We start from the raw sequence: 23938 nt of genomic DNA, 5'->3' as shown, positions 1-23938 counted from the left end.
CCAAATCAATTCATAACGCGGGCCTTCTTCTTTTTTAAAAATTTCGAACTAAAAATCTTTTATACGAAATGCTCAGAGGCATCAAGACCCAAAAGGTCAAAAATAAAATAGATAATAACACAACACCCGAAGTACCCAAACTTCTGATAAGGAACGCTCCCGAAAATCCAAGCAAAACGGAAGCCTTTGTCTGAAGAATGATCAAGATCCTTATCAGGTCGACCGGATTAAATAGAATGACGAGTAATGCAGGTATTTCTACCGGATAATCGCCCAGATAGATACTCAACATAAATACGAATGAATCAAAAAGTAAAAAGAAATACAACCAGATGAGTAAGGCCCCGGAGACTATCAATTCTCCTTTTTTAAAGAAAGAAGCCAATAAAAATCCCAAAGAAACGAATACTAAGATCAATACTGTTCCGAAAAAGATCAGTTCAAGAAACAGGATCGCGAGTTTGGGTTGAGTAAAAAATAGAGGTATTCCCGGAATTCCAAGTCCAACCAGAAAACTTAAAAATAGAGATAAACTTACGCCGCAATATTTGCCAAAAAAATATTGGGACCTAGTCAATGATTTGGAAAGAAGAACTTCCGCAAAAGGAAGCGAATCGTTAAATGTCAATCCGGCAAACGTGATTGAGAATAAAGGAACGATGAACAAAACCAGGTTCATTTGGCTTACTACCAATCTGCCTCCGCTCTCGTCTCCGAAATAGTTGAGCGCTCCAGCCGAAATTGCAAGAAAGCCCGCAAAAACGAACATCCATTTACTTCTTATATTTTCCCTCAGCTCGAATAAGACCAATTCATTCATAATTTTTCCGAATATTCCTTATTCCAAAATTCCATCAAACTGTTCTGAAGATTACCTTTATCCTTATTTCTCACGAAGTTTTCGGGGGAATCGTCGATCAATAGGGAACCTTCTGACATTAGCAAAAAACGATCTGCAATCTCCTCTACTTCACTTAAGATATGAGTGGAGAAAACGAGCAATGCTCCTTCTTTCTTTTTTCGCAGTAAAATTTCCTTTAAAAGATTAGAGATATAGGGATCCAAACTAGCGGTAGGCTCATCAACGATGTATACAGGCTTTCGAATGGAAAAACATTGTAGAATATTGACCTTTTGTTTTGTGCCTCCGGATAAGGACCCGAACTTTACATTTTCATAATCCTTTAGACCTAACAGATCGAACAATTCACGGAATTCTTTCGGGTCGGAGGATTCCAAACGTTTCAAAAAATCCACCAATTCTGCGACCTTTACATTTTTAGGAAAAAGAGGAGCTTGAGGCATATATCCGATCTTGGAGTTAGTATTACCTTCCCCTCCTCCCTTAAACTCTATCCTTCCCTGGACTGGGTTTACTAAACCGACTATACTTTTTAATACGGAACTTTTTCCGGAACCGTTAGGGCCTATCAAAGATAGAATATTCCCCTCTTCCGCATCGAAGGAAACACCTTTAACTGCGATCGATTTTCCATATTGAACGGTTAAATCCTTTACCTGCATCATACATGGCTCCTCATCTTAGGCTTTGGGTCTTCCAGATCTATCGGAGTAACGATCGGAAAGGCATTTTCTATCGCTTGTAAAAAGTTCACGACCGGAGAATTATATAGTACCATTAGAAAAGGATAAACTACTACCCAATACCCGAAAAAATGAACGGGCTTATGAGAAATATCACCGAACTTATCCAGATCTAGGTCGTAACCATCGTAACTATCCCAATAATTCTCTTTAAAAGTATTCGTGCTATGTTTTGTATTCGTACTGATATCGAATACGTTCTCCTTAAATTCATTCTGCACGAATTGATTGGATTCGCTATTACCCAATATTCGCACTCCCCAGCCGTTATCTTTTAGGTCATTGTGAGTAAAATAATTACGATTGCATCCGTCCGCGAAGATCGCAACGGTATTATGTACGAATGAGTTTTTTGTCAGGATACTTTCGGAGATCTCTTTCAGCAAAAGTCCGTATGAACTATCTCCCCAATTATTCTCGAAACGGTTATTTTCAATGAGTATGTTCTTACTGTACATCACTGCAACTCCGGCCGAGTTGTTTTCGAATCTATTTCCTCTAAAATCATTATCCGAAGAAAACATAAAATGCATTCCATAGCGGATATTATCGTGGGAGAAATTTTCCTCTATCTTCAGATTACTCGAAAATTCCAGATAGATCCCGTCTCTATGTTTTTTTAATTCGTTTCCTTCTATCCTGATCGCTTTTGAAGACCAAAGATGGATCCCATTCCCGCCGGAAACTTCGTTTATCGCATTCCCTGATGATATATTTCCTCTGACGATACAATCCTCTACTTCCGCCAGATACATCGCGTAAGCGTTGTCCTCGAAAGTATTATTTTCTATTACACATGATTTTATTTTTTCGGCATGTACTCCTGCATACTCGGAAGTATCCGAAACTCCGCTGCCTACAATGTCAAGTCGACGGATTACCACATTGTTTGATCGAATATCCAATACATGTTTTTCTTTTTTACCGTCTAGAACAACCCCTGCAGTACCTTCCAAAATTAGAGGTTTTGAGATAGAGATCATACCTTCTTGGTATATCCCTTTTCGTATCCGGATTGTATCTCCTGGATTTGCGGAATCGATCGCGGCTTGGATCGAACGGAATTTACACTTTTCTTTACATACTTCTAGTTCTTTGGAAAAAATCTCAGAGGAGGTTATATAAAAAAAGAAGAAGGCTAACATCGCAATAAATCGCGAATATCGGAAATTGGTCTTAGAAGTTCCACTGTTCAAATCAATGATCTTTTTCATTATTTCGACTCCAGATAGAGCCTTTGTGAGTCTTCAAAAAATCCTTTGCGTTCTCCATAGAGTAGAATGCCGCAAGACCTTCTCCCATGGGGGAGCGTATTTCCGAAGAACGGACAATCACGGCTGTTTCTTCGGAAATCATTCGATCCGGATTTTCATAATCTGCGAACCAAACGGACCCGGAAGAATATCTTGCGGATTTTTCGAAAGAATGAGAACATTCGATGGAATCGAAATAGTATCGTCTCCCTTTCTCGGTTAACAACTGTGCATGGAAACGTTTATCCACGATTGCCATTGAACAATGAGCACAAAGCTCTCTTCCGAATTCAGGTAGGATCGGTTCTCTTTTTGAACAGAAAACCGAAATCGATACTACCGACAGCAAGATGATAACCGGAAAACCGGATCTATTTCGAAACATCCAACCTCCTCCTCTCATTCCATACTATAAAGGCCAGGATCCCAAGGGACGCGAACAGAATGATCCCTCCCCAAGAAGGAAAACTGCAGGCAGTGATATTTAACATCTCTTTACATCCCAAAAGCGGAGGTTGGTATGCCATACCGGGAACTATAATCGGAGCTTCAGGATTTAGATTATGCCCGTAATTATACTCCCATCTCCAGAAATCATACATTCCCAGAATTCCTAATATAACAATATTCAGAATTCCTAAAATGACTAGATATACTTTCGGATATAAAGAAGTCACGAATGCCCCAAAGATCAAAAATCCTAAAACATACGGCATAAACAATAGCTCCGGAACGGATTCCGAAACGATCTCATGCATCCCTATATAATGGTTTAGTAAATTGATATTCTGAAGATCGTAAGGAGAAGATCCAGTGATCTTATCGATCCAGATCCTCATTCCTAAACCTTCCGGATATTGAGGAGCATCCAAGGAGATATGCCAGATCGGCAAAAAATAAACTGATACCAACAAAAGACCGACTCCTAAAATTAGGAGCCGGTTCATTTTTGAGATCTTCTTTATTAGAAGTTCTTTCATAAGATCCCTCGTTTAAGGAAGTACCCTTATGTACTGCTGCATTTCTTGGTGAAGAGCCGAACAGAAATCGGTGCAGTAGAAAGGATATATTCCAGGCTTAGGCGCTTTCCATTTGAAAGTCCGAGTCTGTCCCGGCATGATCAGAAGGTTAGGCATTTCAGGCGCCCCACCCACCGCAAAACCGTGCGGAATATCGAAGTCTTGTTCCAAGTTAGTCACATGGAAGAAAACGGTATCTCCGCTTCTTACTTCGATGGTGTCCGGTTTAAAGTGAGAACGTATCTGTGTCATATAAACACGGACAGTATTTCCTTCCCGAACGACTCTCGCATCCTTCTCGTTCTTGATCGCATAAGGATGTTTATTTTCTTCTAATGGATAGATTTTCGCAGCCTTATCCATAAGAAGTTTTGCAGGGATCATTTGGGAATAGTGAGGTTCACCAACCGTAGGGAAGTCGGATAGTAGTTCCGCTTTACCTCCGGAAATATCGTAGAGCTGAGCACTCTGAGGTAACTCCATTCCTACGGGAAGATATCTATCCTTAGTGATCTTATTCAATGCGATCAGATATTTTCCGTACGGTTCTTTGGAACTTCCTCCAACGATAGAAAGGTGACCAACACTATAGTAAGCAGGAAGATGTTGTTTCACTTCCCAAGTCCCCAATTCCCATTTAACAACTTCCGAACTTACGAAACAAGAAGTATAAGCGTATCCCTTTCCATCAAACTCTGTATGCAAAGGACCTAAACAAGGCTTTTTAACTTCTCCCGCAAGAGTGGATTCGTATTTTAAGATCGGAATATCCATGATCATTCCGGTTCTATGTTCAGGTTTATCCTTCACTTCCATAAGTTTGGAGAAAGAGTGCACCGGGATGACTGTGGCGAGTTTTCCCCCACCTACGATATATTCTCCTGTAGGATCCACGTCTGTTCCGTGAGGACTCTTAGGAGTTGGCATATAATACATGACTCCCGGGCAATCCTTAGGTTGGAGCATCTTCACTCCGCTCAACTTTTCGGAAATCGCAGGTTGGTTATCCGGTAGGTAATTCCTATAATATTCTCCGCCAAAGTTAGACGCCTTTCCTTGGTCCAGACATTGTTTTGCACGGACCCAGTTGAATGCCAGGATATAGTCCTTATCGTTCTTGGAAGCTCCTACTTCTATCATCTTATAAGCTTGTTCGGAGTTATAAGAAGTGAAGAAGCACCAGTCGTGAGATTTTCCTTTTCCGCAGTGGGATAGATCATAATCGAAACCTGGAACAAGTATCTGTAGTTCTAGAGAAAGTCTTCCGGATTTAGGGTCCACCTTCACCATTGAAACTGTTCCTTTAAAATCTCCTTTGGAGAAATTTTCGATCGGAACACTTGCTTGAGGTATCGGAACGGAGAATCTAGTCGCCGCCATCAGATACTCTGTGTTTTCGGTTGCGAAAGGAGAAGCATGGTTACCGGCACTATTCGGGATCTCAATGATCTCTTTCGTTTCAAAAGATCTCAAATCGATCCGAGCAAGTCTAGGAGTGTTGTTTGCATTCAAAAACAACCAACGACCATCCTGCTTTCCGTCAGTCATGGACGCTTCTATATGATGGCTATCGTCCCAAGGGACGTATCCGTGAGTGGTTCTAAGCATATTCTTAGTTTCCTCATCATATCCATAACCGTTCTCAGGAAAGACAGAGAAGACCGGAATGATCTTGAATAAACGAGTGGAAGGAATTCCATAGACCGACATTTGACCGCTGAATCCTCCGGAAAGGAAAGCGTATACTTCATCCTTCTCTCCCGGCGCTACATACACACGTTTCGCCGCATCCGAAGCGAGCGCAGCAGTTGCAGCCCCACCCTTACATCCGTACCCTAAACCGATGAGGATCATCAGTCCTATAGGTACAAGATTCCTGAATTCGTGTTTTCTCATATTCTTCCTCCCTTATTTCTTATCCATTTTTCTTAGATATTCCAGGATCTCTCTGGCCTCGGATTCTTGTACGTTTTGGAACGTCATCTGAGTCAGATGTTCTGCGAGAAGTTCTTGAGCGATCGGATCCTTCTGTGTCATTTCCATAGGATTCAGGATCATATTCATGATCCACTCCGGAGTTCTCCTCTCCGTAACTCCCTTTAATGCAGGTCCTACGACCTTCTCTTCGAATTTATGACAGGCGCTACATTTTGCTTCGAAGTTCTGTTTTCCCTTTTGGGCCATCCCTTCATCCAATGTGCCTAACGTAACAGAAGTGACAGGCCCGATCCCTTTACTACCGACAGAACTCTCGGCCTCTGCCGGTTTTTCTTTCCCACAATAAGAGAAAGCGATTAAACCTAACAGTACCGGAGTGATCTTACCGAATTTTATGATATTCTTGATTATCTTCATAAACACCCGAGCGTCCGGCTCTTTAGATTTCTGAGATCAGATCCAGCAACCGGACTTTCATTCATCTAACTACGTTCGGGAAAGAAGCTCCTTGACCAGGGTCAATCCGTATAAAAAGCCATGGATGATAATTGTCATCGGGCCATAGGATCGAGTTATAGGTTTTCAAGTCGTCAAAACTTATATAATAAGATCGAATGATAATGAGTAAGATATGGGATTGATGATCTTCGATGAAATATCTAAAGAAGAGATGTTATCCATCTTTTCCGAAGGAAGAAAACGGAACCTTAAAAAGGACGAATTCCTGTTTCATCAAGGCGATGAGACGGATTCATTGCATCTTCTCATCGAAGGCAAGCTTCAGATATTCAAATATGATTCCGGCTCCAACGAAGTCACTTTGAACTTTTTCTCGCCTGTTTCGATGATCGCAGAACTCGCGCTTATTAACGGGATCCCATTCCCTGCGTCTGGTAGATTCGTGACTGATGGAGCAGTACTTTCGCTTCCGTTTAAAGAACTTCGTGAAAGGATAAAAACGGACATCCCTTTAAATCATCTTTTGATCCAATCCTTATTTAGCAAGATCCAAGCATTAAATCTTTCGATCAATCGTGGGATGACTATGGATTCTTTACAAAGGGTTGCCCACTTCCTGTATTACCTCCCGGAAGGCCAAGCGACACTTGCTCATTCTCAGATCGCTTCTATGCTTGCATTGAGACCTGAAACTTTTTCCAGAGCGCTAAAACAACTTAAGGACCAGGGTATCATAAACCCTGAAAGAGGGTTGATAGAGGTCTTAAAAAAAGAAGAATTAAAGAAATTTTTCTAATACTTATTTGGGCAGAAGTTCCTTTAAAACGTAAATCCCCTAGAATACGCAAGCCCTAACACTGCGATCAATAAAGAGATCAGAAGATTGATCCTGCCGAAAATGGACGCATATTTTCGACTACGACTATCAGATCGAATCCCATTCTGCATGTCCTTAAACGCTGTCGGGCCGATCAAAAAATCATGAAGAACCGAACTAAGAAGCAAAAGAAGGAACAAGCCCATTTTAATAAGAAAGATACTTCCGTGAGGAGATACCCAATAGGCCATTTGGGAATATGCCTCGAAATATCCCTTTAGATATGCAATGCTGATCCCGGAACAAAACAATATCATAAATACATAATATGATATTTTCCTAAATTGTAACGCTATCTTGAGCAATAACAGGGTTTTGACGTCCGATAGCTCTTTATCCTTATATACCGGACGAAAGATCAGCACAAAAAAAAGCATTCCACCCACCCAAAAGGCAGCTGCGAAAAAGTGGAATAATAAAGCTATAAAATACATGGAGAGAAAGCTCAGCCCGTCAATTTTCTCCAAAGAGCACGGCCGATAAATCTGAATTTCTCCCCTAAAGGAAATCTTCCCAGATTGGCTTGAACCACTCCCTTAGTAAATCTAGTCCTTTTAGAATAATCTATTTTTATATCCACAATGACAGGTCTACCTTCCGCTGAAATTCGGAATGCTTGTTGCAGCACAGATTCTATACTTTCATTCGATTCAAGAGATAGATACGCCGCACCAGTTCCTCTGGCGATCCCCTTTAAATGTAATTCTCCAAGAATGGTGCATGTTTTACGGGAATATGGTATCTGTTGCCCTTGCGAAATTTGGCTCAGCTCTCCGTCATAGAACACACAAATGATCACTCCGACCGAATTTGTAGTCGCGGTGAGTAGCTCTAGTCCGGTCATCAAAAAGGCTCCGTCACCCACAATCCCTACTACATTCCGATCCGGATTAGCAATCTTAGCCCCAATAGAAGCAGGCACACAATACCCCATGGAATTGAAATCACTTGGAGAGATAAATGTTTTTGAACGAACAGATGGAAATAATTCGGCAGCCAAGAAAGTATGATTCCCGTCATCTACTACGAGAATGTCTTCTTCTTTCATTTGTTTACGTAACTCTCTAAAAAAAACGGAAGGATTGACTTTGTCCGGGATGGAATGTTTTTCCCATTCTTCGGTATATTCCCTTTTTTTCTTCAGGATCAATTCCTTCAATTTATCTGATCCTTTTTGCTGGATTCCGTCCTTCTTTAATTTTTCCAGAATGGCGCCTAATATATGTTTGGCGTCTCCTTCTAACTCGAATTTAGCAGGGTAGTTTTTGGAGAATACGTCCGGATTTACGTCTATATGGATCAGATTTTCAGGCACTTTCATGCTAAAACTTCCGGTAGGGATTTCGGAGAATCTTGTTCCGATTGCCAATAAACAATCACAATTTTCGAATGCAGCTTCTCCGGCCGGAACCGAATAAGCGCCAAATCCCATCCCAGTATGCAGCGGATGATCCGCCGGAAATACGCTTAATCCTTGCAAGGTTGTCGCAACAGGAGAGCCGATCAATTCGGCGAGTTCGATCAATTCTTTCGTGGCTTCTCTCGCTCCCCAACCGACAAAGATCCCAGGATGTCTAGAATTCTTCAAAAGATCACATGCTCCATCTAATGCTGCCTCATCTATCTTCCATACATTCCTTTCCGGAGTGAACTTAGGGATATACGATACATTTCCGGAAAACAATTGTATGTTTACCGGTATTTCTATAAAGACCGGTCCGGCTTCGTCCTCGGTTGCGACCTCGTAAGCCTCGAATATGATCGGGATGATCTCTTCATGCGTTTCTACACGGAAGAATTTTTTTGTAATTCCTTTCAAGAAACCCGACTGGTCGATTTGGTGTAATTGGAATTTTCTTCCGGTATCCGTTCTAACTCCTCCCGAAATGATCAGCATTGGGATCCCATCCAAATAAGCCTCCCCTATTCCGCTTAACGCGTGTGTTGCGCCGGCTGCGGGAACGATGACCAGGGTGCCTATAGACTCCGAAGTTCTACTAATTGCGTCCGCCATAAACGCAGCCCCACATTCGTGGGTTACCAGATAGGGAGTAATACTCTTGGATATGTTTAATTCGTCATACAACTCCGTATTATGAACGCCAGGTATTCCGAAAGTGAATTTCACTCCGATCTGTTCCAAGGCGTATACGATCAATTCTGCTCCGGTCTTCTTCATAATGATTCCCTGTTATTTAAGGTTTTATAATGGAACGTGCGGCAATTCGAGAGGTAAGTATACAACTTCCTAAGAAGGTACCTTCTAAAGCTCCTTTTCCGTGGATACCTCCTCCACCGAAACCTGCGGCCTCTCCCACCGCATACAGACCCTCTATAGGATTTCCTCTGGAGTCCAAAACTCTGGATCTTAGATCCGTCTGGATCCCTCCCATAGATTTTCGAGTGAGTATAAATTCACGTATGGCGATCAAAGGCATCGCTTTTCGATCCAGGATCTTTTGGTATTTACAGGTTCGAGCGCGATCTCCTCGATAATTACGAAGTTGTGTGATCCTCCTGAGTTGATCGTCGTTATGGAACGATTCTCCTCTTTCGATCATTCCGTCATATTCTAGGATCGTTTTTTCCAATTTATCCGCGTCGATGGAACAATCTTCGTTCAATTCGTTCATCCCTTCCGCGAGCTCGGAAATGGAATCCGCCACCACGAAATCGGGACATTCCGAGCTGATCTTTTTCAAAAACGATTCGTTCCCGAAAAAAACAGTTTTTAGAAATCCGAAGAAGTCCTTATTTCGGATCGAGTCGTTGAATTCGGAACCGGAAACTGCAAGTTCTTTTACCGCGATCTTCCAGTTCATGATCTGCCAAGAAAACTTCTCTTCTTGTGCGCAGATCCTTTCTACAAGATAGCGCGTATCAAAACCGGTAACTAATGGGATGGGTCCGATCCTTTCTCCTTTTGAATTCAACCAAAGAGCAGACTTAGGAGGAACCAAGCTTAAACCTTCTCCCTCCCATTTCGGATCGGGATGATGAACACCTGCAGCATAATTCCACATCTTATCAAGATGAGTCAGGTTCGCCCCTACTTTAGCGGAAGCGGTATGTAGATCTCCGATCGCATATTTATGTGAACCGTTCAGAATGATCTCGGGAGGTTTGCCAAGAGATTTAGGCCAATGTTTCCTGATCTTCTTCATATCTCCCGCAATCCCACCGCTAGCAAGCACGGTGTGTTCGGCGAAGATCTCGTATGTTTTGCCATCTATTTCAGATTCCGCAATACAACCTTGGACTCTCTTTCCGGAACGGATCAGTTCCGTTGCCCTGGTCCCGAATATAAAACGAAGTCGATTTAAGTTTTTATGGGAGTATAAGTTTTTCTTTAATGCGGAGATCAGACCGTCTCCTGTTCCCCAAACCATATGGAATCTGGGAACACTATTCCCAGGTTTGAACAATCCTCTTTCTACCCAGTGGACAACCGGGAAGAAGCCCACGGATTTCCCTTTTAGATAATAAAATATATCCTCTAAAGATCGGTTAACGTATTCTTTCGCCCAAAGCTTAGGAAGATGGTCCTCTTTCGAAAATTCCGCAGTGGAATGCCAATCGGAAAGGGCCAAGGAGACATTGTCCTCTATACCGTTCCACCTCTGGATCGGAGTATCTACCATAAAGATACCACCGAAAGAAAGTCTAGCAAGACCTCCTAAACGATCCTCAGAATCACGATCGACCAAGATCACTCTCTTTCCGGAATCTAAGAGATCCAAAGCGATAACGATCCCGGCAAGCCCTCCTCCGATCACTAAAACTTCAGTGGACAAGGATATTTTTTCTTTCTTCTTCTCTTCCATTTTCACGATAAAATTTTAACTGAAAATCTTTCTAACGCAATTGATTGAAATCAATGTGCGTATTAACATTTATCATGTTTAATACGTTGAAATGAATTTCTTAACCTCGGAGTCATCTTGAATTTGCAACCTTTTTGCCCGAGTTGATCTCTTATCTATTGTAAACGGAAATTAAGGATAAAATTCTTAATTTCCTTCAAAGGAGAGATCATGGAACTTCCTAAAGCAAAAAAAAGAAAGCGAGCGCTATTGGTAGAAGGAGGAGGAATGAAAGGAGCATTTGCCGGAGGAGTTTTACATTCCTTGAATTGTATTCTACCTGCCAAAAATTTCGATCTGGTTCTGGCCGTATCCTCAGGAGCTTGCTGTGCCGCATATTACGCGACCACGCCCGATCCTGAACCGGTATCAGGAGATCATACTCTTTCTATCTGGAAATATGAATTAGCAGGTAAAAAGTTGATCTCGATATTCCATCCACTGTTCGGAAAACCATTCTTAGATCAGAAATATTTAATAGATTATCTGTTCCGGAAAAAATATAGGATATTAACCGAAAATTTAGGAAAAAAAGGACTGCCTGAGTTAAGGATAGCAGTAAGTAACCTCCGATCTAGATCCGTTGAGTATAGAAAAGCTACAAAAGAAAATCTTTTTGACCTATTAAAAGCCGCAACGTCTCTTCCGATCGCAACGAAAGGAAAATATAAGGTAGAAGGAGAATATCTATCCGATGCAGCGATCCTAAATCCTTTGCCTTTACAAGATTTGATCCAAGCCGGGTATAAGGATATAACCGTAGTATTAAACTCGCCTATTCAACACTCTTCTCCGCCTCTCACATCTATTAGTAGATTTTTATCTTTCCCTTTGGATCGAAAATTATCCAAGATCATGAAATTTTCACATCATACGAATTATAATACTGCGAGAGAGATCGCTTCCAATCCTCCTAAAGGAGTCCGCATTTATACGATAGCACCTGAATCCAAACTTCCAGTAGGTCTAATTACTACAAAACAGTCTAGGCTGGAAGAAACAGTAGAATTAGGAAAAGAAATCGGAAGAAAGGCCGCAAAATTCTTAAAACGAAAGTTATGAAAACCATCTCCTTTCCCTCTCTGAAACCCGCGTTAGATCGGATCAATTATGAATTAATAATGGACTTCGAAGAACACAATCCGCGGGTTTATATCCATCTAGAATGGAATTCGCAAGAATATAAGAAAGAGCCGCGTTACGAATTCCCAGAGGGGGGACTTCTTTTTATCAACGTTCCGACTTGGGAGTGGATGGATTTTATAGATGGGATCCAACCTCCCGAGATGGAGATCCGAGACTTTCGGATAGAATTCATTTGTTTTCCAGAAGACAGAAGAAAGACGGATACCTCGTCCAGATTCACCATTCGTTATCCGGAATACCCGAACCCTATGGTTTACCTCACCAGATTCTGAAAAATTGACCTGGATCAATGCAATTATTACATCATTTTGCATAATTTGAGAATGAATCTCGGAATTAATATCACAAGGGAACAGAAAGCGGGCCGATCCAAAAATGGTCTTGCACGTTTCTTATTGATCCTATTGCTCTTCTTCTCATCGGCTCATTCTTACGTGCACGGATTCCAGGGTATTATGCCCACTTCATTCGGGGCAAGACAAGCGGGAATGGGAGGTGCATTCCAAGCAGTCGGAGGGTCCGTAATGGATCTGGAATCCAATCCATCTCACTTGGCAAGACTCACTACTCCGAAATGGGAGTTCGGGACTTCGGTCCATTTTGCCAAAATAGAATATTCAGATTCCTTTATAGACCAAGATCCCAACCTTTCTTACCGAAATACGATCACAGAAACTCCAAGAGCGGTTTTTCCTTATGTAGGCTATATCCAGCCTGTAACGGATCGACTTGGGATCGGATTTGCATTGTATACGCAAGGCGGAGGAGGAGGTTCTTTTTCTAATATCACCAGAGTTTCACCGGGCAAACAGACTTTAAATGAAACGTTAGGAGGTGATGTTCCTTTTGGGACGGAAAGAAAAATACAAGAAGATCTTAAATTCAAATTTATGCTCACTAAGTTGACCGTAGGCGCCGGATATAGATTTGGAAATCTATCGGTAGGTATAGGTCTTGATCTAGCATACGCATTCATGGAAATGAAAAAAACCAACTTGGATCTAAGTAGAACAGTCGAACTGCCGGGAAGCATCTCCTATAATAGCGATCCAGCTTATTCCTACGGAGGAAAATTAGGATTTTCTTATGATCTTTCCTCGAATATTCGGATCGCGTACTCTTATACGCTCCGGAATGTTTTGCATATGGACGGACAAATGAAAATAGAAGCGGACGATCCAATCGTCAAAAATGGGTCTAGAGTTTCCAGATACATGGTCTGGCCGGACAGGCATATCTTTGGGATCTCTTACAGAAAGAATTCTTGGATCTTCGACTTTGATGTTAAATTTATTCCTTGGTCACAAAGTTTTCGCACGAATAGATTTATATTGGACCAACCTTTATTGACCACTCCGATAGGGCTCGAATCAAACGTAATGCAGATGAACTTTAGATGGAGAGATCAATATTGTTTCGCGTTAGGCGCGGAATACGAATGGAAATATGGATTTAGGTTCAGAGCAGGATACAGTTACGCTAAAACTCCGATGACCCCCCAGGGATTAAATCCGATGCTTGGAACCACAAATGAACATCATCTGGCGGGAGGGTTAGGATATTATTCCGTAAACGGTTCCGCAATCCAATTGGCCGTAGAATATGCCTTTCCAAAATCGATGAGAGGAAGCGGATCTTCGGATTGGGCACTTTCTCATTCTATCTTTTCCGATAAAGAGATCCAATTGGCTCAATTCCAATTCAATAAATCCGTTTCCGTATTAAGCGTAAGCCTTGGTATTGAAAAAAATATATAAACAGAGATCAAAAATGGGATTCTATCAGGCTCTTCAGCTGATCCATCTGTAAAGGTTTAACAAAATAGCCCAAAGGTTTTGTTAAAGCTGCTCTTTCTCTAGTCGCTCTATCCTGGTATCCGGTGACAAAAACGATCGGAATATCCCTATCCCCTTTGATCGCGGAAGCTGCGGTTATCCCATCCATCGCTCCAGCAAGCGTAATATCCATTAGGATCAAATCAGGTCGATCTTCCTTTGCAATTCGGACCGCATCTTCTCCGGAAGTGGCAAGTTCTACTACATTACAGCCGATTTTTTTTAGTTCCCTTCGGATCAACATGGCCGTAATGGCCTCGTCCTCTACAAGAAGTACGTTTATATTGTTCATTTAAAACTATACCCTCTTCTTATATATATTGATCGGAAAATCGATCTCACATTGAAATTTCGGACCTGTCTTAAAATGGATCTTTCCGGATAATTGGTTTTCAGCGATACCTTGTACAAGTTGTATACCTAGAGAGCTGCCACTTTTGAAATCGTAATTTTCCTTCATTCCAATTCCATCATCAGAATACGTTAAGTGAAATCTTTGATCCTGGCCTTCATAAAAGTTGATCGAGATATTTCCCGAAGACACTTCAGGAAAAGCGTATTTAATGGAATTATTCAAAAGTTCTGAAAGAATCAGACCGATAGGAATTACTGCGTCAAAAAGAAGTTTCCTATCTTCTATCTCCAAATTAAGATTCAGCTTACAGGAACTATTGCCGTTAGCCTGCAAAGCGTAATTTGATAACTCGTAGATATACTGTTTGATAGACACTGAAGACAGATCCTGACCGGAAAATAGTAATCTATGAACGAGTGAGATCGCCTGAATACGGTCCTGGATCCTATACGCGATTGTCTTAATTTCCGGACTATCCGGATACGCTTCCGCTTGCAGAAAGACCAGACTGCCGATTACCTGCATAGTGTTATTAGAACGATGATATATCTCCCTGATCAGGTTCTCCTTTTCCGCCAAGGACTTGGACAATTTTTCGTTCGTTTCTAAAACTTTTTGATAAGGACTATTTATAGAGGAAATAAAAACGCCTCTGTAGATAAGGCAGAAGGAAATAATCTTATAAACATGGCCAAGTACATTATATATATCAAATACAGTTGTGTACACTGCAAATACGAGCTCGCTGGAAATACAGAATACGAATGCATAAATGTAATATTTTGTACGATCCCAACCGAACTTGGGTATTCTGAACCAATAAGCGATAAGAGCAAGAATTAGGATAAAAATAATTACGAACTCGGAAACTTTTTTAAAATGTGTTAAACCGATCTCGGGGGAAAATGTCACCGGAAGAAGATCCGGGTAATAAGTAACCGAAATAAAAGCAAATGCAGATGCGGAGAGCGACGAAAGAAGCAACCATCGCCTTCGTTTAAATAAGCCGCTCTCATTCGAAATAAACGCACTCGCCAAAAATGAAATTGCTGCAAAGAAGCGAACAATGATCCAAAACTGAGTGGATTTATTGGGAGAATTCGCACTAAACAAATCCGGCATGCCGGCATATCCCAGCATGTGCATCATATCCATTAATGCGATCCCCAAACAAGCTGTCCCTAAAAATAGGGTATGTTTATCCTTACTTTGAGCGTAAGTAAACCACCCGACTCCGAAAATAGACATGGATACGATGATACTGAATGATTCGGCTATATTATGAAAAACAAGATAAGGAGGGATCTCAGATTCGAAATATATGTAGGAGTGAAGAACTTGAATGATAAGAATTGGAAGGGAAGCAATAAAGAACGCTGTAGCAACGTTCATCCAATGACGATTCGCTTCCTGATCCATTGCCGCCAATTCCGACCTGAAGTTCATTTACAATACGAAGAAACTTTCGCTTTGTTAGATCAATGGACGGATTTTCATCCATTTTTTCCTTAGGAATTCCTTTATCAAAGGAGAATAACTTGAAAAATGAGTTTAATGTATGTATGGATAAAATCGATTTTTGTCATTCATAATTCTTATGGCAGAGCGAAATTCGGGACGTTGATAAATATCAATGAAAGAAAATCAGTCCTCCCTCACCACTCTAAAATAATTTCCTTCCTTCAAGTTCTCATAACGTGCCCAGTCTATCTTCTTTCCTTTAGGAAGGTAAGGAAGATCCGCCGATTTAATTTTGACACCATGGAACAAGGAATAAACGCCTACCGCAAGACTGATCGCTGTGTCCTTTCTTCTTTGGGTCAGGATTTTCATGTCCTTCTCCTTATCGATATAACCGATTTCTAAATAGGCGGAAATCGCATTGATAAAAGTAGGAAGGCTATAGGTGGAAATATAAGGCTTATTGATCGGTCCTGGATTGGACAATTCTTCCTCTTGATTTGGCAAAGTCCTAAGACCATATTGCAGAAATCTCATAAGTTCCGCCGCCGCGTAATGATTATCTCCTCCGAAACCTTCGGAACCGTCTTCCCTTCTCCAAAGTTCAGGTTCCGCTCTTTCTCTATCCCAGAATTTTCCTTTAGCGGAATATTCGGAATGTTTTTTAGCATAAGGGCCCGGACCGTCTAACACTGCCTTATCGATCCACCCCGGAGGATCAGCATATTTCCATGTCACCATGTTTTGACGATATCCTTCGAAATTGGAAAGGTCCGTTTTTTTCCCGGATTTGTTCGGCCAGTATCCGTTAAAATAGATCCAAGCATCCGCGACTGCATTTTCCAAACGAGACCATTCCATTTTAAAACGCATCCACTCGCTCCACGGTCCGTTTTCAAAAGACTTGGGAGATTTTCCTTCCGAGATCTTTCTTAAAGAATAGAATGTTCTATAAGAAGGAGAAAGTACAGCAGCCATTCCTCCGGGATGTCCCTTCCAACTCGGATTCAAATGTAAAGACAGAACTAAATAAGGACGAGCAGCATTGATCCTGGAAATCCTTCCTGGTTTGATCTTACCGGTTTTCTTATCCGGATAATCATACAATCTGTAAAAAGCATTCGGGTCGGAAGATAGATCGGCACCCTCTTCCTTTGCCGTTTCTTCTCTAGTGAGATCGGAATCGATCCTAATCCAAGGAAGTGTATCGTTCGTGAATTTTTTTGCGTACGATCTGAAAGTTTCGAAACCTTCCGGAGTTTTGGTAAGATCCAGAATTTCTTTTACTTCTTTTGCAAGCGCTAAGACCACTTCACTTTCTCTTCTGGATTTTGTTTGAGCTCCGGCCTTATAAGGTTCCAGATATTTGTTCGAAATAGGATCGTATTTGTCGCCGTGTTCTTCCTTAGGTTTTAAGTCCAGACCTCCATGGCCGGGATCTATGACTATATTATAGGTTCTTTTTGGCATTGTTTCCTGGGAAGAAACGGAGAATGAAAGAATTAGGAATAAAGGAATAAATAATATTTTTCGTATCACGTATGGAAATTTATTTCTCCGGGGATATCAGGCATAGCCTGTTATCCCCATATGATACGTCAAGGAAGGAATCCGAGCGTTTGGCGTCTGAGAACTTTTAAAGTTTGGATTCCGCGTAAACCATATTTCGGTTATCGCTCAGATCCACTTTATATTTCTCCCTGACATTCTTACTTTCCTCTTCGGTCTTTAATTTGCTTAGGATGGAAATTCCATATTCTTTCGCAATCCTAAGATGCATTAGGCTGTCCTTAAATCTGGAGTCCCTTCTCATCTTCTCCGCTTGGATGAATTGGTAGTATGCAATCTGAAGTTTATGCTGGTTATTGGAAACTTCTCTTCCGGCATATCCTTTTGCAGCAGCTCCCGGTCCGGACTTTTGCTCAATGGAAACGATCGCATCCGCACATTCTCCCAATAGTTGATCCACTTTTTGATTATATAGATCCGAGAATTTTCCGTAAAGTTTGTTTGTCTCATCTTCCGTTTCTTTCATCTTACGGCCGGCGACAACATATTTGCGCATTAAAGAATATCGATATGCTTCGTTGTATTTTTTCCAGATGGTATCGAAATCCTGTTGGGAATTCTGGACCTGAGATCCGAAATTTTTTACAACCACTTCCAAAGCGCCTAGATCACCTTTGATCTTGTTCTGAGTAGAATCTATAGTCCTGGCAAAATGGAATTCCTCCAAATAATCTCCCTGGTATTTAGGATCTTCGGCCGCGTTAGCCAGAGCAGAACCCTTACCGTCATTATTTGTAGGTTTATTTTGTGCAGTTACGCCGTACGAAATTAAGAAGAATGCCGCAAGAACCGCGACGATCCGAGGGAAAGAAATTTTTGTCATGTGATCGACCCTTCGCGGTAATATAACACAACGCTTAAGGAGCAAACAAGCTTTTTATTGGCTAAAATCGAAACATAATATTCCGTCACCGACAGGGAATAAGGTGTATTCTATCTTGGCATTTTTGATTAGGGACCATAATTTACGCACTGCTTGGTCGGAAGGAGCCTGGTTTTCCGGATCAGCAATCCTTCCGTGCCAGAGTACATTATCGTAAATTACCCTTAAGTTTCTGGTTTTACCCTTTTCCAGGATCATTTCTAAAATTTCCGGATAACGGATCTTATCGCAGTCCACAAACATCAGTTCTTTCTGTCCGGAAGAAGAAGTTTCCAAAAATCCTCTTGTGATCTCGGAACAGTCTGCGTTCGTAAATTCCACTCGATTAGAGTTAGGTTCTAATTTGGCAAAAAATTCTTTCGCAACTCCGATAAAATCAGCTTCTCTGTCCACTGTTTGGATCTTCGTTTCCTTTCTGACTGCGGATAAGATCCAAAATAAGGAAATCCCATAGCCCGTTCCCAATTCTAAGACTAGGTCTGGATCCCAAGAAGAAGCCAAAAATGCAAGCACCGCCCCGGAGGCAGGAGTTAAAACGGGAAACTTATCTTGAGACGCCCTCTTTTCTAGAGCCTCCAACCAATCAAAAGGGCGTTTTACTAATTCGGAATGGATCCAATCTTCCAATCCTTCCTTATAAATAGAAGTCCCGTATTTCCGTTTTTGGTTTTGAGAAGTCATAGATCAATCAGGAAGAAAAAGATGGAACCGATCTCTTTCAGAAGGTGAGATCCTTTTATGTAATATCTTTCGAATATACGAAGGAGGATAACGTTTTGAAAAATGTATGAGAACTATTTTTTCATTTTTGAAAGAAGAAATATGGTGTAAGATCTCATCCAGATGTATATGGCCCCATTCTCTGGCATCCTCTATACTTCGCTCGTGATCAATATAAGTACATTCTAAAAATAGGATCTCGGATTCAGCGACGTCCTTATGAGCAAGAACGTATTCTATCTTAGTATCTCCTGAAAAACTGACCAAAGGTTTGGAATGAACTTCGTTGATATCTATCCCTTCTTCCTTCTTCTTTAAAAGTTCGTTCCGATCTAATCCTGCAAATTCGGATCTTAATTTTTTCTTCCTTTCGTAGATCGTATAACCTTGGGAATCCACTCTATGGAACGTTTTCCATATTTTAAAAAAATGATATGCATCTATCTCTATCTCTTCCCCTTCGTCCAACCCTTTCATTTCGTAAAGATAAGGAAAATCCTCTATCTTAGAGTATAGAGATAAGATCTCTCTCATAGGCGCTTCTAAAGTTTTAGGAAGATAAATTTTAGGAGGCCCTAATTTACGTAAGGATCTTTGAGAGATATAATAAGGAAGTCCTGCTGAATGATCCAAATGTGCGTGGGTAAGAAGCAATCTTTCTATATTAATACGATTCGGATTTTGGTGTCCTATATCGAACATCAAACTTAAACGAGGCATGACAACGGAAGTACGAATTCCTCCCTCTGAAATTCCTTCGAATAAATAACCTCTATGTTCGAACCTACAATCCATTATGGGATCGGATCTTCCGGACCGATTGTTTTTTGCCCAGGCAAGTCGGAAGAGACGGAAGATTTCGGGCCGGAGATCACTGCGGTCAGTTTATCTCTTCTAAAATATATCTTACCCACTCTTCTCAAATCCGCAAGAGAAACATTCTGGATTTTATCCCTATAGTTCTTAAGATAATCCTTAGGCATTTTATGTTCTCTAAACCGGACTTCGTTACGAAGAATTTCCATGGAGTCTGTGAATAGGAATATGAACTTATTTAGAATGGCTTCTTTTGCATTTTTCAATTCCTCTTCACTTATATTGGAGAAGGTAGAATCTCCCAAAATTTCTCCCATAAGATTATAAACTTCCATACTGCTTTGGGATTTTGTTTGGGTGAAAAAATAAATTACAGAATGATCTTTTTCGAACACAGGATGACTGGAAGAAGAATAAGCCAATCCCTTATCCGAGCGGATCTTGCTCATGAAGTAGGAAGTAAAACCTCCTCCACCTACAAGATAATTTAAAACTTGGACTGCGTAAAAATCCTTATCATTGTGAGCAGGACCTACTCCCAAGAACAAAACAACATTTTGTGTATTTGCCTTGTCCACGATCAGATTTTTAATCTCTTTTTGTTTTAGATTTTTATTCAATTCTTCCGGACTGGAACCCTGGGATTCCAACACGGGTGTCCCGGAAAAAGCCGGTAAAATATCCCCTAAAAATCGAGGGATCTCTTCCTCTTTCCATTTACCGCTCACAAGTATGGAACGTCTAGAGCTCAATAATTGGTTTTTATAATATTCTTCCAGGTCTTCTTCTTTTAATTGTTCCAACGCGGATAGAGAAAGAGCCTTGCCCTTTACTTTTCCTTGGTAGACAAGTTCGTTTGCCTTTCTGAAAGCGAGTCCTACTATATTATCGTTTCTTCTTTTGATCTGTTCGCCCAATTGTAATCTTGCGATCTCGAACGCCTCTTTCCCAAATATAGGTTGTTTCAGGAACTCGGAGATCAATGACTTGGACTCTTGATCGTATCTGGAAAGCCAGGAGAATGTTAAAGTTACCGTATCCAGATCGGAGTCCACCCTGAGTTTAGAACCGTAAGATTCCCAAACTTCCGCAAAAGTTTCTCCGGGATGTAAGGTTGTTCCTCCCTTCTTCCAAGCCTCAGGAAAAATTTCCACTAACTCGAAAGAGGTTTTCGTATAAAAATCGGGTCCCGCATAAAATGTGATCTCGAGAGTTTTGATCGGGAACTCGGAGTTTTCCAAATAAAGTATTCTAGTATTCGGATCTTGACCGATCTCCTTAATTTCGGGGAAATTGAATTCTAAAGCGGGGATCTTAACGTCTTTTACAAAATCGCCAGGAGCAGCCTCGGAGCTAACAAAAGAGAACAAGAAGATAAAAGAGTAAATATATAACTTTTTTAGAATGTTCATTTTTTCTCTCCGTCTGAATTTATCAGGTCGCCCACGGTCAAATTCCTGGGTGTGAAATATTTTTGGGCAACTCTCATTATATCTTCCGGAGTAACCCGATCCAAACGTGCATAGTCGTCGAAAATTTCGGTCCAATCTCCTGCTACCAATTCATAATACGTAAGAACATCCGCAAGTTTAGAATTGCTATTTAGACCTCTGATATAATCCGCAACGATCTGATTTTTGATCTTCGCTAATTCCTCTTCGGTAACCGCTTCCTTTTTAAGAGTATCTATTTCTTCCAAGATAGAGGATTCTATCTTATCCGGGTCCGCGCCTCTTACGTTAGTCACATAGATCGCAAAAAGATTCGCATATCTTTCCCCGGGCTCACCGGTCCAACAAGCCACTCTCTGCGCAAGTTTGTCCCTTAATACCAATCTTTTATATAATCTTCCGGTTTCGCCTTGGGATAATATAGCATCTATCAATTCCAAAACAGGTTTATCAGGATGAGGAGATGCAGGCGTCAACCAACCCATTACTTTCATCGGACCCGAAGAATGTTTTACGCTAACTCTTCTTGTTTCATGGTCGAAACTTTCAGGCTCAAGAGAAAGTTTAGGAGAAGGTCCATCCGGAATATCTTCGAAATATTTTCGAACTAATTTTTCGGTCTTATCGAAATCAAGATCTCCAACGATCCCGATCGCCATTTTATGAGGTCTATAATTCTTTTTGAAAAACTCTTCCGTTTTATCTATATCCAAAAAAGGAAGATTGGATTCGTAACCGATCACAGGCATTCCGTAAGAATGTTTAGGAAAAGCGGCCCCTAAAAACTTTTCTCTTAAGATCCCCATTCCTTGGTTTTCCACTCTCATCCTACGTTCTTCAAGGACCACATCTCTTTCCGTATAATATTCTCTTAATATAGGATCTTTTAATCTATCCGATTCCAATTTAGCCCAGATCTCCAATCTATTTGCAGGAAGAAGGATCTGATAATTCGTAACATCGTTTGTGGTATACGCGTTAAAACCTGTGCCGCCGTTCTTGTCGTAAATATAAGAATCTTCGTTGGAAACTACGAACTTACGATGAAGCTCCAGTAGATTCTTAAATCTGATCTCTAAAATATTTTTATCTTTAATGAGTTTTTCGGGAACAGGCTCCCCTTTAGTGGCGAGTTCTCTTTCTTGTAATCGATATGAATCCAGACGTTTTCCCCAAACACGGATCTGATCCAAATAGACTTTTTCTTTTTTAGCGTCGGTGACCCCGATATTTTTCGTGCCTTTAAAAAGCATATGCTCTAAAAGGTGAGCAGTTCCTGCGATCTCAGGAGTTTCGTCCGCAGCACCCACCAAAAATTTGGTATAAACCGCAACTGTAGGAGAATCGGTCCTTTTCATCATGAGAAGTCTGATCCCATTCTTCAAAGTCACCTTCTTAACTCTGGACTCCAATGTGGTTCGGATCTCTGAGAAGATGTCTTCGTTAGCGAAGGCTTCGAAGTTTATAAGAATGCAAAAAGTGAAAAACAAAAAGTTGAAACGAGAAATGACGGACTTGGAAAGATATTCCCACATAACCAACAAGATTTCCCTTAAAAGTTATGCTGTCCAGAAGATACCGGGAAAAAATCCCGCTGGTTTTTGTAGAGGGGAGCTTTAAACTAGGAACTATGCTGCGGGTTTTGTCGGTCTTATTCCTGACATTTTTTTTAGGGTATTGCGAACCTGCAGATCCCGAATACAGAAGAAAGGTTTGGGATAATCTAAACGACTCCGGTTTTATCTCTCACGATTATTTCCAAATTGTTGTGACAGTTCCTGTCCCAAATCAAGAAAAACCGTTATTAGCATTGAGAGAAGATTGTAAGGCAAGAGCGATCCGCAAAAGGGACGAGATGTCGGTGAACTTGCTCTTAGCTCAGATCTCGGAAGAAAGAAAAACTTGGATAGGGGTCGGAGTCAATACTACAGTTCCAAAGTATGAGCCCCTTCCCGGACCACCTCAAGCGGTCCGCACCAAATCCAATTCCCCAATGGGCGCCGCTTCCATCGCTACTCAAAATATACAGACCCCGGCAGAGGATGACTCTCCGGAAGAAAAAAAAGAAAAGAAGAAGACGGAAATCGTAAATGCGGATTATTTAACCTACCGAGCTTCTTTCGCTTGGCTTTTGGATAAACTGTTCTTATATAGAGAAGATTATAGCGACCCTAAGAGCTGCACTTTCGTTTTTAGGGTTGTGGATGCGGATTTACTTAAGCGAACCTTAGAATCTAAAATAATTCCATAACAAAGGAATCTAACGCTATGCATACAAAAACGATTTTCGCATTATTGATCGTTTCTCTCATCTCCGTATGTAAAACACCTCAAACGGAAGAACCAAAAAAAGAAACTCCCAAAAATGTAGTGGAAGAATCCGCTCCGACCGAAGACGACCAATTCGTAAAAGCAACCGAAGGTTTTATCAGCTCTTCCACTTACCAAGTCGTAGTGTCTTCCTTGGATAGCAACGAGAACGAGGCATTAGATCTAGCCAAAAAAAGGGCCTTGAATCTTTTTATAGCGGAGAAGGGAGACTCATTCCGCCCTACGGACCGCAAATTCTTGAAAGAACTAGTAGATTCTAAAGGTAAGATCGTAAAAGTTTCCAAACCGATTAATGGAAAAACATATTATCTATTTCATGTTTCTCAGCCTGATCTGAAAATAGAGATAAAAAAATGA

General features: G+C 41.0%; 24 protein-coding genes. 6 read left to right on the top strand and 18 right to left on the bottom strand.

What is annotated here, in order from left to right; genetic code table 11:
* Positions 1-34: 34 nt before the first annotated feature.
* Genes LEP1GSC185_RS07500 through LEP1GSC185_RS07470 form a run of 7 tightly spaced genes read right to left on the bottom strand, consistent with a single transcriptional unit; the run spans position 35 to position 6232 of the window.
* The gene (locus tag LEP1GSC185_RS07500) at positions 35-820 is read right to left on the bottom strand and encodes an ABC transporter permease (protein ID WP_008594369.1); all 786 of its coding nucleotides are present in this window, start codon (positions 818-820) and stop codon (positions 35-37) included.
* The gene (locus tag LEP1GSC185_RS07495) at positions 817-1527 is read right to left on the bottom strand and encodes an ABC transporter ATP-binding protein (RefSeq protein WP_008595442.1); all 711 of its coding nucleotides are present in this window, start codon (positions 1525-1527) and stop codon (positions 817-819) included. The genes LEP1GSC185_RS07500 and LEP1GSC185_RS07495 overlap by 4 nt, the downstream gene beginning before the upstream one ends.
* A complete protein-coding gene (locus LEP1GSC185_RS07490; RefSeq protein WP_008594042.1) occupies positions 1524-2819 on the bottom strand; it encodes a nitrous oxide reductase family maturation protein NosD in 1296 nt (431 codons plus the stop codon). Before LEP1GSC185_RS07490 ends, LEP1GSC185_RS07495 begins: the two co-directional genes overlap by 4 nt.
* Positions 2803-3243, bottom strand: coding sequence for a nitrous oxide reductase accessory protein NosL (locus LEP1GSC185_RS07485; protein WP_008595080.1), 441 nt, complete (start codon positions 3241-3243; stop codon positions 2803-2805). Before LEP1GSC185_RS07485 ends, LEP1GSC185_RS07490 begins: the two co-directional genes overlap by 17 nt.
* Positions 3230-3838, bottom strand: a complete 609-nt coding sequence (locus tag LEP1GSC185_RS07480) for a hypothetical protein (RefSeq protein WP_008593967.1) — start codon at positions 3836-3838, stop codon at positions 3230-3232. The genes LEP1GSC185_RS07485 and LEP1GSC185_RS07480 overlap by 14 nt, the downstream gene beginning before the upstream one ends.
* A gap of 12 nt (positions 3839-3850) precedes the next feature.
* Positions 3851-5731: a Sec-dependent nitrous-oxide reductase gene (gene nosZ / locus LEP1GSC185_RS07475; RefSeq protein ID WP_085974974.1), complete on the bottom strand. Its 1881-nt coding sequence runs from the start codon at positions 5729-5731 to the stop codon at positions 3851-3853.
* A gap of 54 nt (positions 5732-5785) precedes the next feature.
* The gene (locus LEP1GSC185_RS07470; protein ID WP_008594724.1) at positions 5786-6232 is read right to left on the bottom strand and encodes a c-type cytochrome; all 447 of its coding nucleotides are present in this window, start codon (positions 6230-6232) and stop codon (positions 5786-5788) included.
* A gap of 214 nt (positions 6233-6446) precedes the next feature.
* Between LEP1GSC185_RS07470 and LEP1GSC185_RS07465 the strand changes: the two genes are divergently transcribed.
* Positions 6447-7070 (top strand): Crp/Fnr family transcriptional regulator, encoded by a 624-nt coding sequence (locus tag LEP1GSC185_RS07465; RefSeq protein WP_008594841.1) that lies wholly within the window; start codon positions 6447-6449, stop codon positions 7068-7070.
* A 23-nt stretch (positions 7071-7093) separates the two neighbouring features.
* Here the strand turns inward: LEP1GSC185_RS07465 and LEP1GSC185_RS07460 are convergent, their stop codons facing one another.
* From LEP1GSC185_RS07460 to LEP1GSC185_RS07450, 3 genes are read right to left on the bottom strand one after another with little or no spacing between them, the layout of a single operon-like run.
* Positions 7094-7585: a copper resistance protein D gene (locus LEP1GSC185_RS07460; protein ID WP_008593754.1), complete on the bottom strand. Its 492-nt coding sequence runs from the start codon at positions 7583-7585 to the stop codon at positions 7094-7096.
* 11 nt (positions 7586-7596) lie between these two features.
* Positions 7597-9330: a thiamine pyrophosphate-binding protein gene (locus LEP1GSC185_RS07455; protein WP_008595260.1), complete on the bottom strand. Its 1734-nt coding sequence runs from the start codon at positions 9328-9330 to the stop codon at positions 7597-7599.
* 16 nt (positions 9331-9346) lie between these two features.
* Positions 9347-10975: an FAD-binding dehydrogenase gene (locus LEP1GSC185_RS07450; RefSeq protein WP_008595500.1), complete on the bottom strand. Its 1629-nt coding sequence runs from the start codon at positions 10973-10975 to the stop codon at positions 9347-9349.
* A 210-nt stretch (positions 10976-11185) separates the two neighbouring features.
* Between LEP1GSC185_RS07450 and LEP1GSC185_RS07445 the strand changes: the two genes are divergently transcribed.
* Genes LEP1GSC185_RS07445 through LEP1GSC185_RS07435 form a run of 3 tightly spaced genes read left to right on the top strand, consistent with a single transcriptional unit; the run spans position 11186 to position 13917 of the window.
* Positions 11186-12076, top strand: a complete 891-nt coding sequence (locus LEP1GSC185_RS07445) for a patatin-like phospholipase family protein (RefSeq protein WP_008594266.1) — start codon at positions 11186-11188, stop codon at positions 12074-12076.
* The gene (locus tag LEP1GSC185_RS07440) at positions 12073-12432 is read left to right on the top strand and encodes a hypothetical protein (protein ID WP_008595387.1); all 360 of its coding nucleotides are present in this window, start codon (positions 12073-12075) and stop codon (positions 12430-12432) included. Before LEP1GSC185_RS07445 ends, LEP1GSC185_RS07440 begins: the two co-directional genes overlap by 4 nt.
* A gap of 51 nt (positions 12433-12483) precedes the next feature.
* On the top strand, positions 12484-13917 hold the full coding sequence (locus LEP1GSC185_RS07435; RefSeq protein ID WP_010513490.1) for an OmpP1/FadL family transporter: 1434 nt from the start codon (positions 12484-12486) through the stop codon (positions 13915-13917).
* A 7-nt stretch (positions 13918-13924) separates the two neighbouring features.
* Here the strand turns inward: LEP1GSC185_RS07435 and LEP1GSC185_RS07430 are convergent, their stop codons facing one another.
* From LEP1GSC185_RS07430 to LEP1GSC185_RS07395, 8 genes are all read right to left on the bottom strand, one after another.
* Positions 13925-14287, bottom strand: coding sequence for a response regulator (locus LEP1GSC185_RS07430; protein WP_008596259.1), 363 nt, complete (start codon positions 14285-14287; stop codon positions 13925-13927).
* 6 nt (positions 14288-14293) lie between these two features.
* The gene (locus tag LEP1GSC185_RS07425) at positions 14294-15796 is read right to left on the bottom strand and encodes an MASE3 domain-containing protein (protein WP_010513494.1); all 1503 of its coding nucleotides are present in this window, start codon (positions 15794-15796) and stop codon (positions 14294-14296) included.
* Between the two features lie 198 nt (positions 15797-15994).
* Complete coding sequence (locus LEP1GSC185_RS07420; protein ID WP_232298499.1) at positions 15995-17281, bottom strand: N-acetylmuramoyl-L-alanine amidase; 1287 nt, start codon at positions 17279-17281, stop codon at positions 15995-15997.
* A gap of 166 nt (positions 17282-17447) precedes the next feature.
* On the bottom strand, positions 17448-18203 hold the full coding sequence (locus tag LEP1GSC185_RS07415; protein WP_008593495.1) for a hypothetical protein: 756 nt from the start codon (positions 18201-18203) through the stop codon (positions 17448-17450).
* A gap of 54 nt (positions 18204-18257) precedes the next feature.
* The gene (locus LEP1GSC185_RS07410; RefSeq protein WP_008594909.1) at positions 18258-18944 is read right to left on the bottom strand and encodes an O-methyltransferase; all 687 of its coding nucleotides are present in this window, start codon (positions 18942-18944) and stop codon (positions 18258-18260) included.
* A 3-nt stretch (positions 18945-18947) separates the two neighbouring features.
* Positions 18948-19778, bottom strand: a complete 831-nt coding sequence (locus LEP1GSC185_RS07405; RefSeq protein ID WP_008594429.1) for an MBL fold metallo-hydrolase — start codon at positions 19776-19778, stop codon at positions 18948-18950.
* On the bottom strand, positions 19778-21211 hold the full coding sequence (locus LEP1GSC185_RS07400; RefSeq protein ID WP_008595826.1) for a M16 family metallopeptidase: 1434 nt from the start codon (positions 21209-21211) through the stop codon (positions 19778-19780). The genes LEP1GSC185_RS07405 and LEP1GSC185_RS07400 overlap by 1 nt, the downstream gene beginning before the upstream one ends.
* Positions 21208-22785: a M16 family metallopeptidase gene (locus LEP1GSC185_RS07395; protein WP_008596299.1), complete on the bottom strand. Its 1578-nt coding sequence runs from the start codon at positions 22783-22785 to the stop codon at positions 21208-21210. Before LEP1GSC185_RS07395 ends, LEP1GSC185_RS07400 begins: the two co-directional genes overlap by 4 nt.
* A 95-nt stretch (positions 22786-22880) precedes the next feature.
* Between LEP1GSC185_RS07395 and LEP1GSC185_RS07390 the strand changes: the two genes are divergently transcribed.
* The gene (locus LEP1GSC185_RS07390; RefSeq protein WP_010513500.1) at positions 22881-23501 is read left to right on the top strand and encodes a hypothetical protein; all 621 of its coding nucleotides are present in this window, start codon (positions 22881-22883) and stop codon (positions 23499-23501) included.
* Between the two features lie 17 nt (positions 23502-23518).
* Entirely contained in the window at positions 23519-23938 is a 420-nt protein-coding gene (locus tag LEP1GSC185_RS07385) for a lipoprotein (RefSeq protein ID WP_008595770.1), read from the top strand.

It is taken from the genome of Leptospira licerasiae serovar Varillal str. VAR 010 (assembly GCF_000244755.1).
Lineage (GTDB): Bacteria > Spirochaetota > Leptospiria > Leptospirales > Leptospiraceae > Leptospira_B > Leptospira_B licerasiae.
Note: the sequence above shows the minus strand (reverse complement) of the source record. Positions and strands in the feature narration are given on the sequence as shown.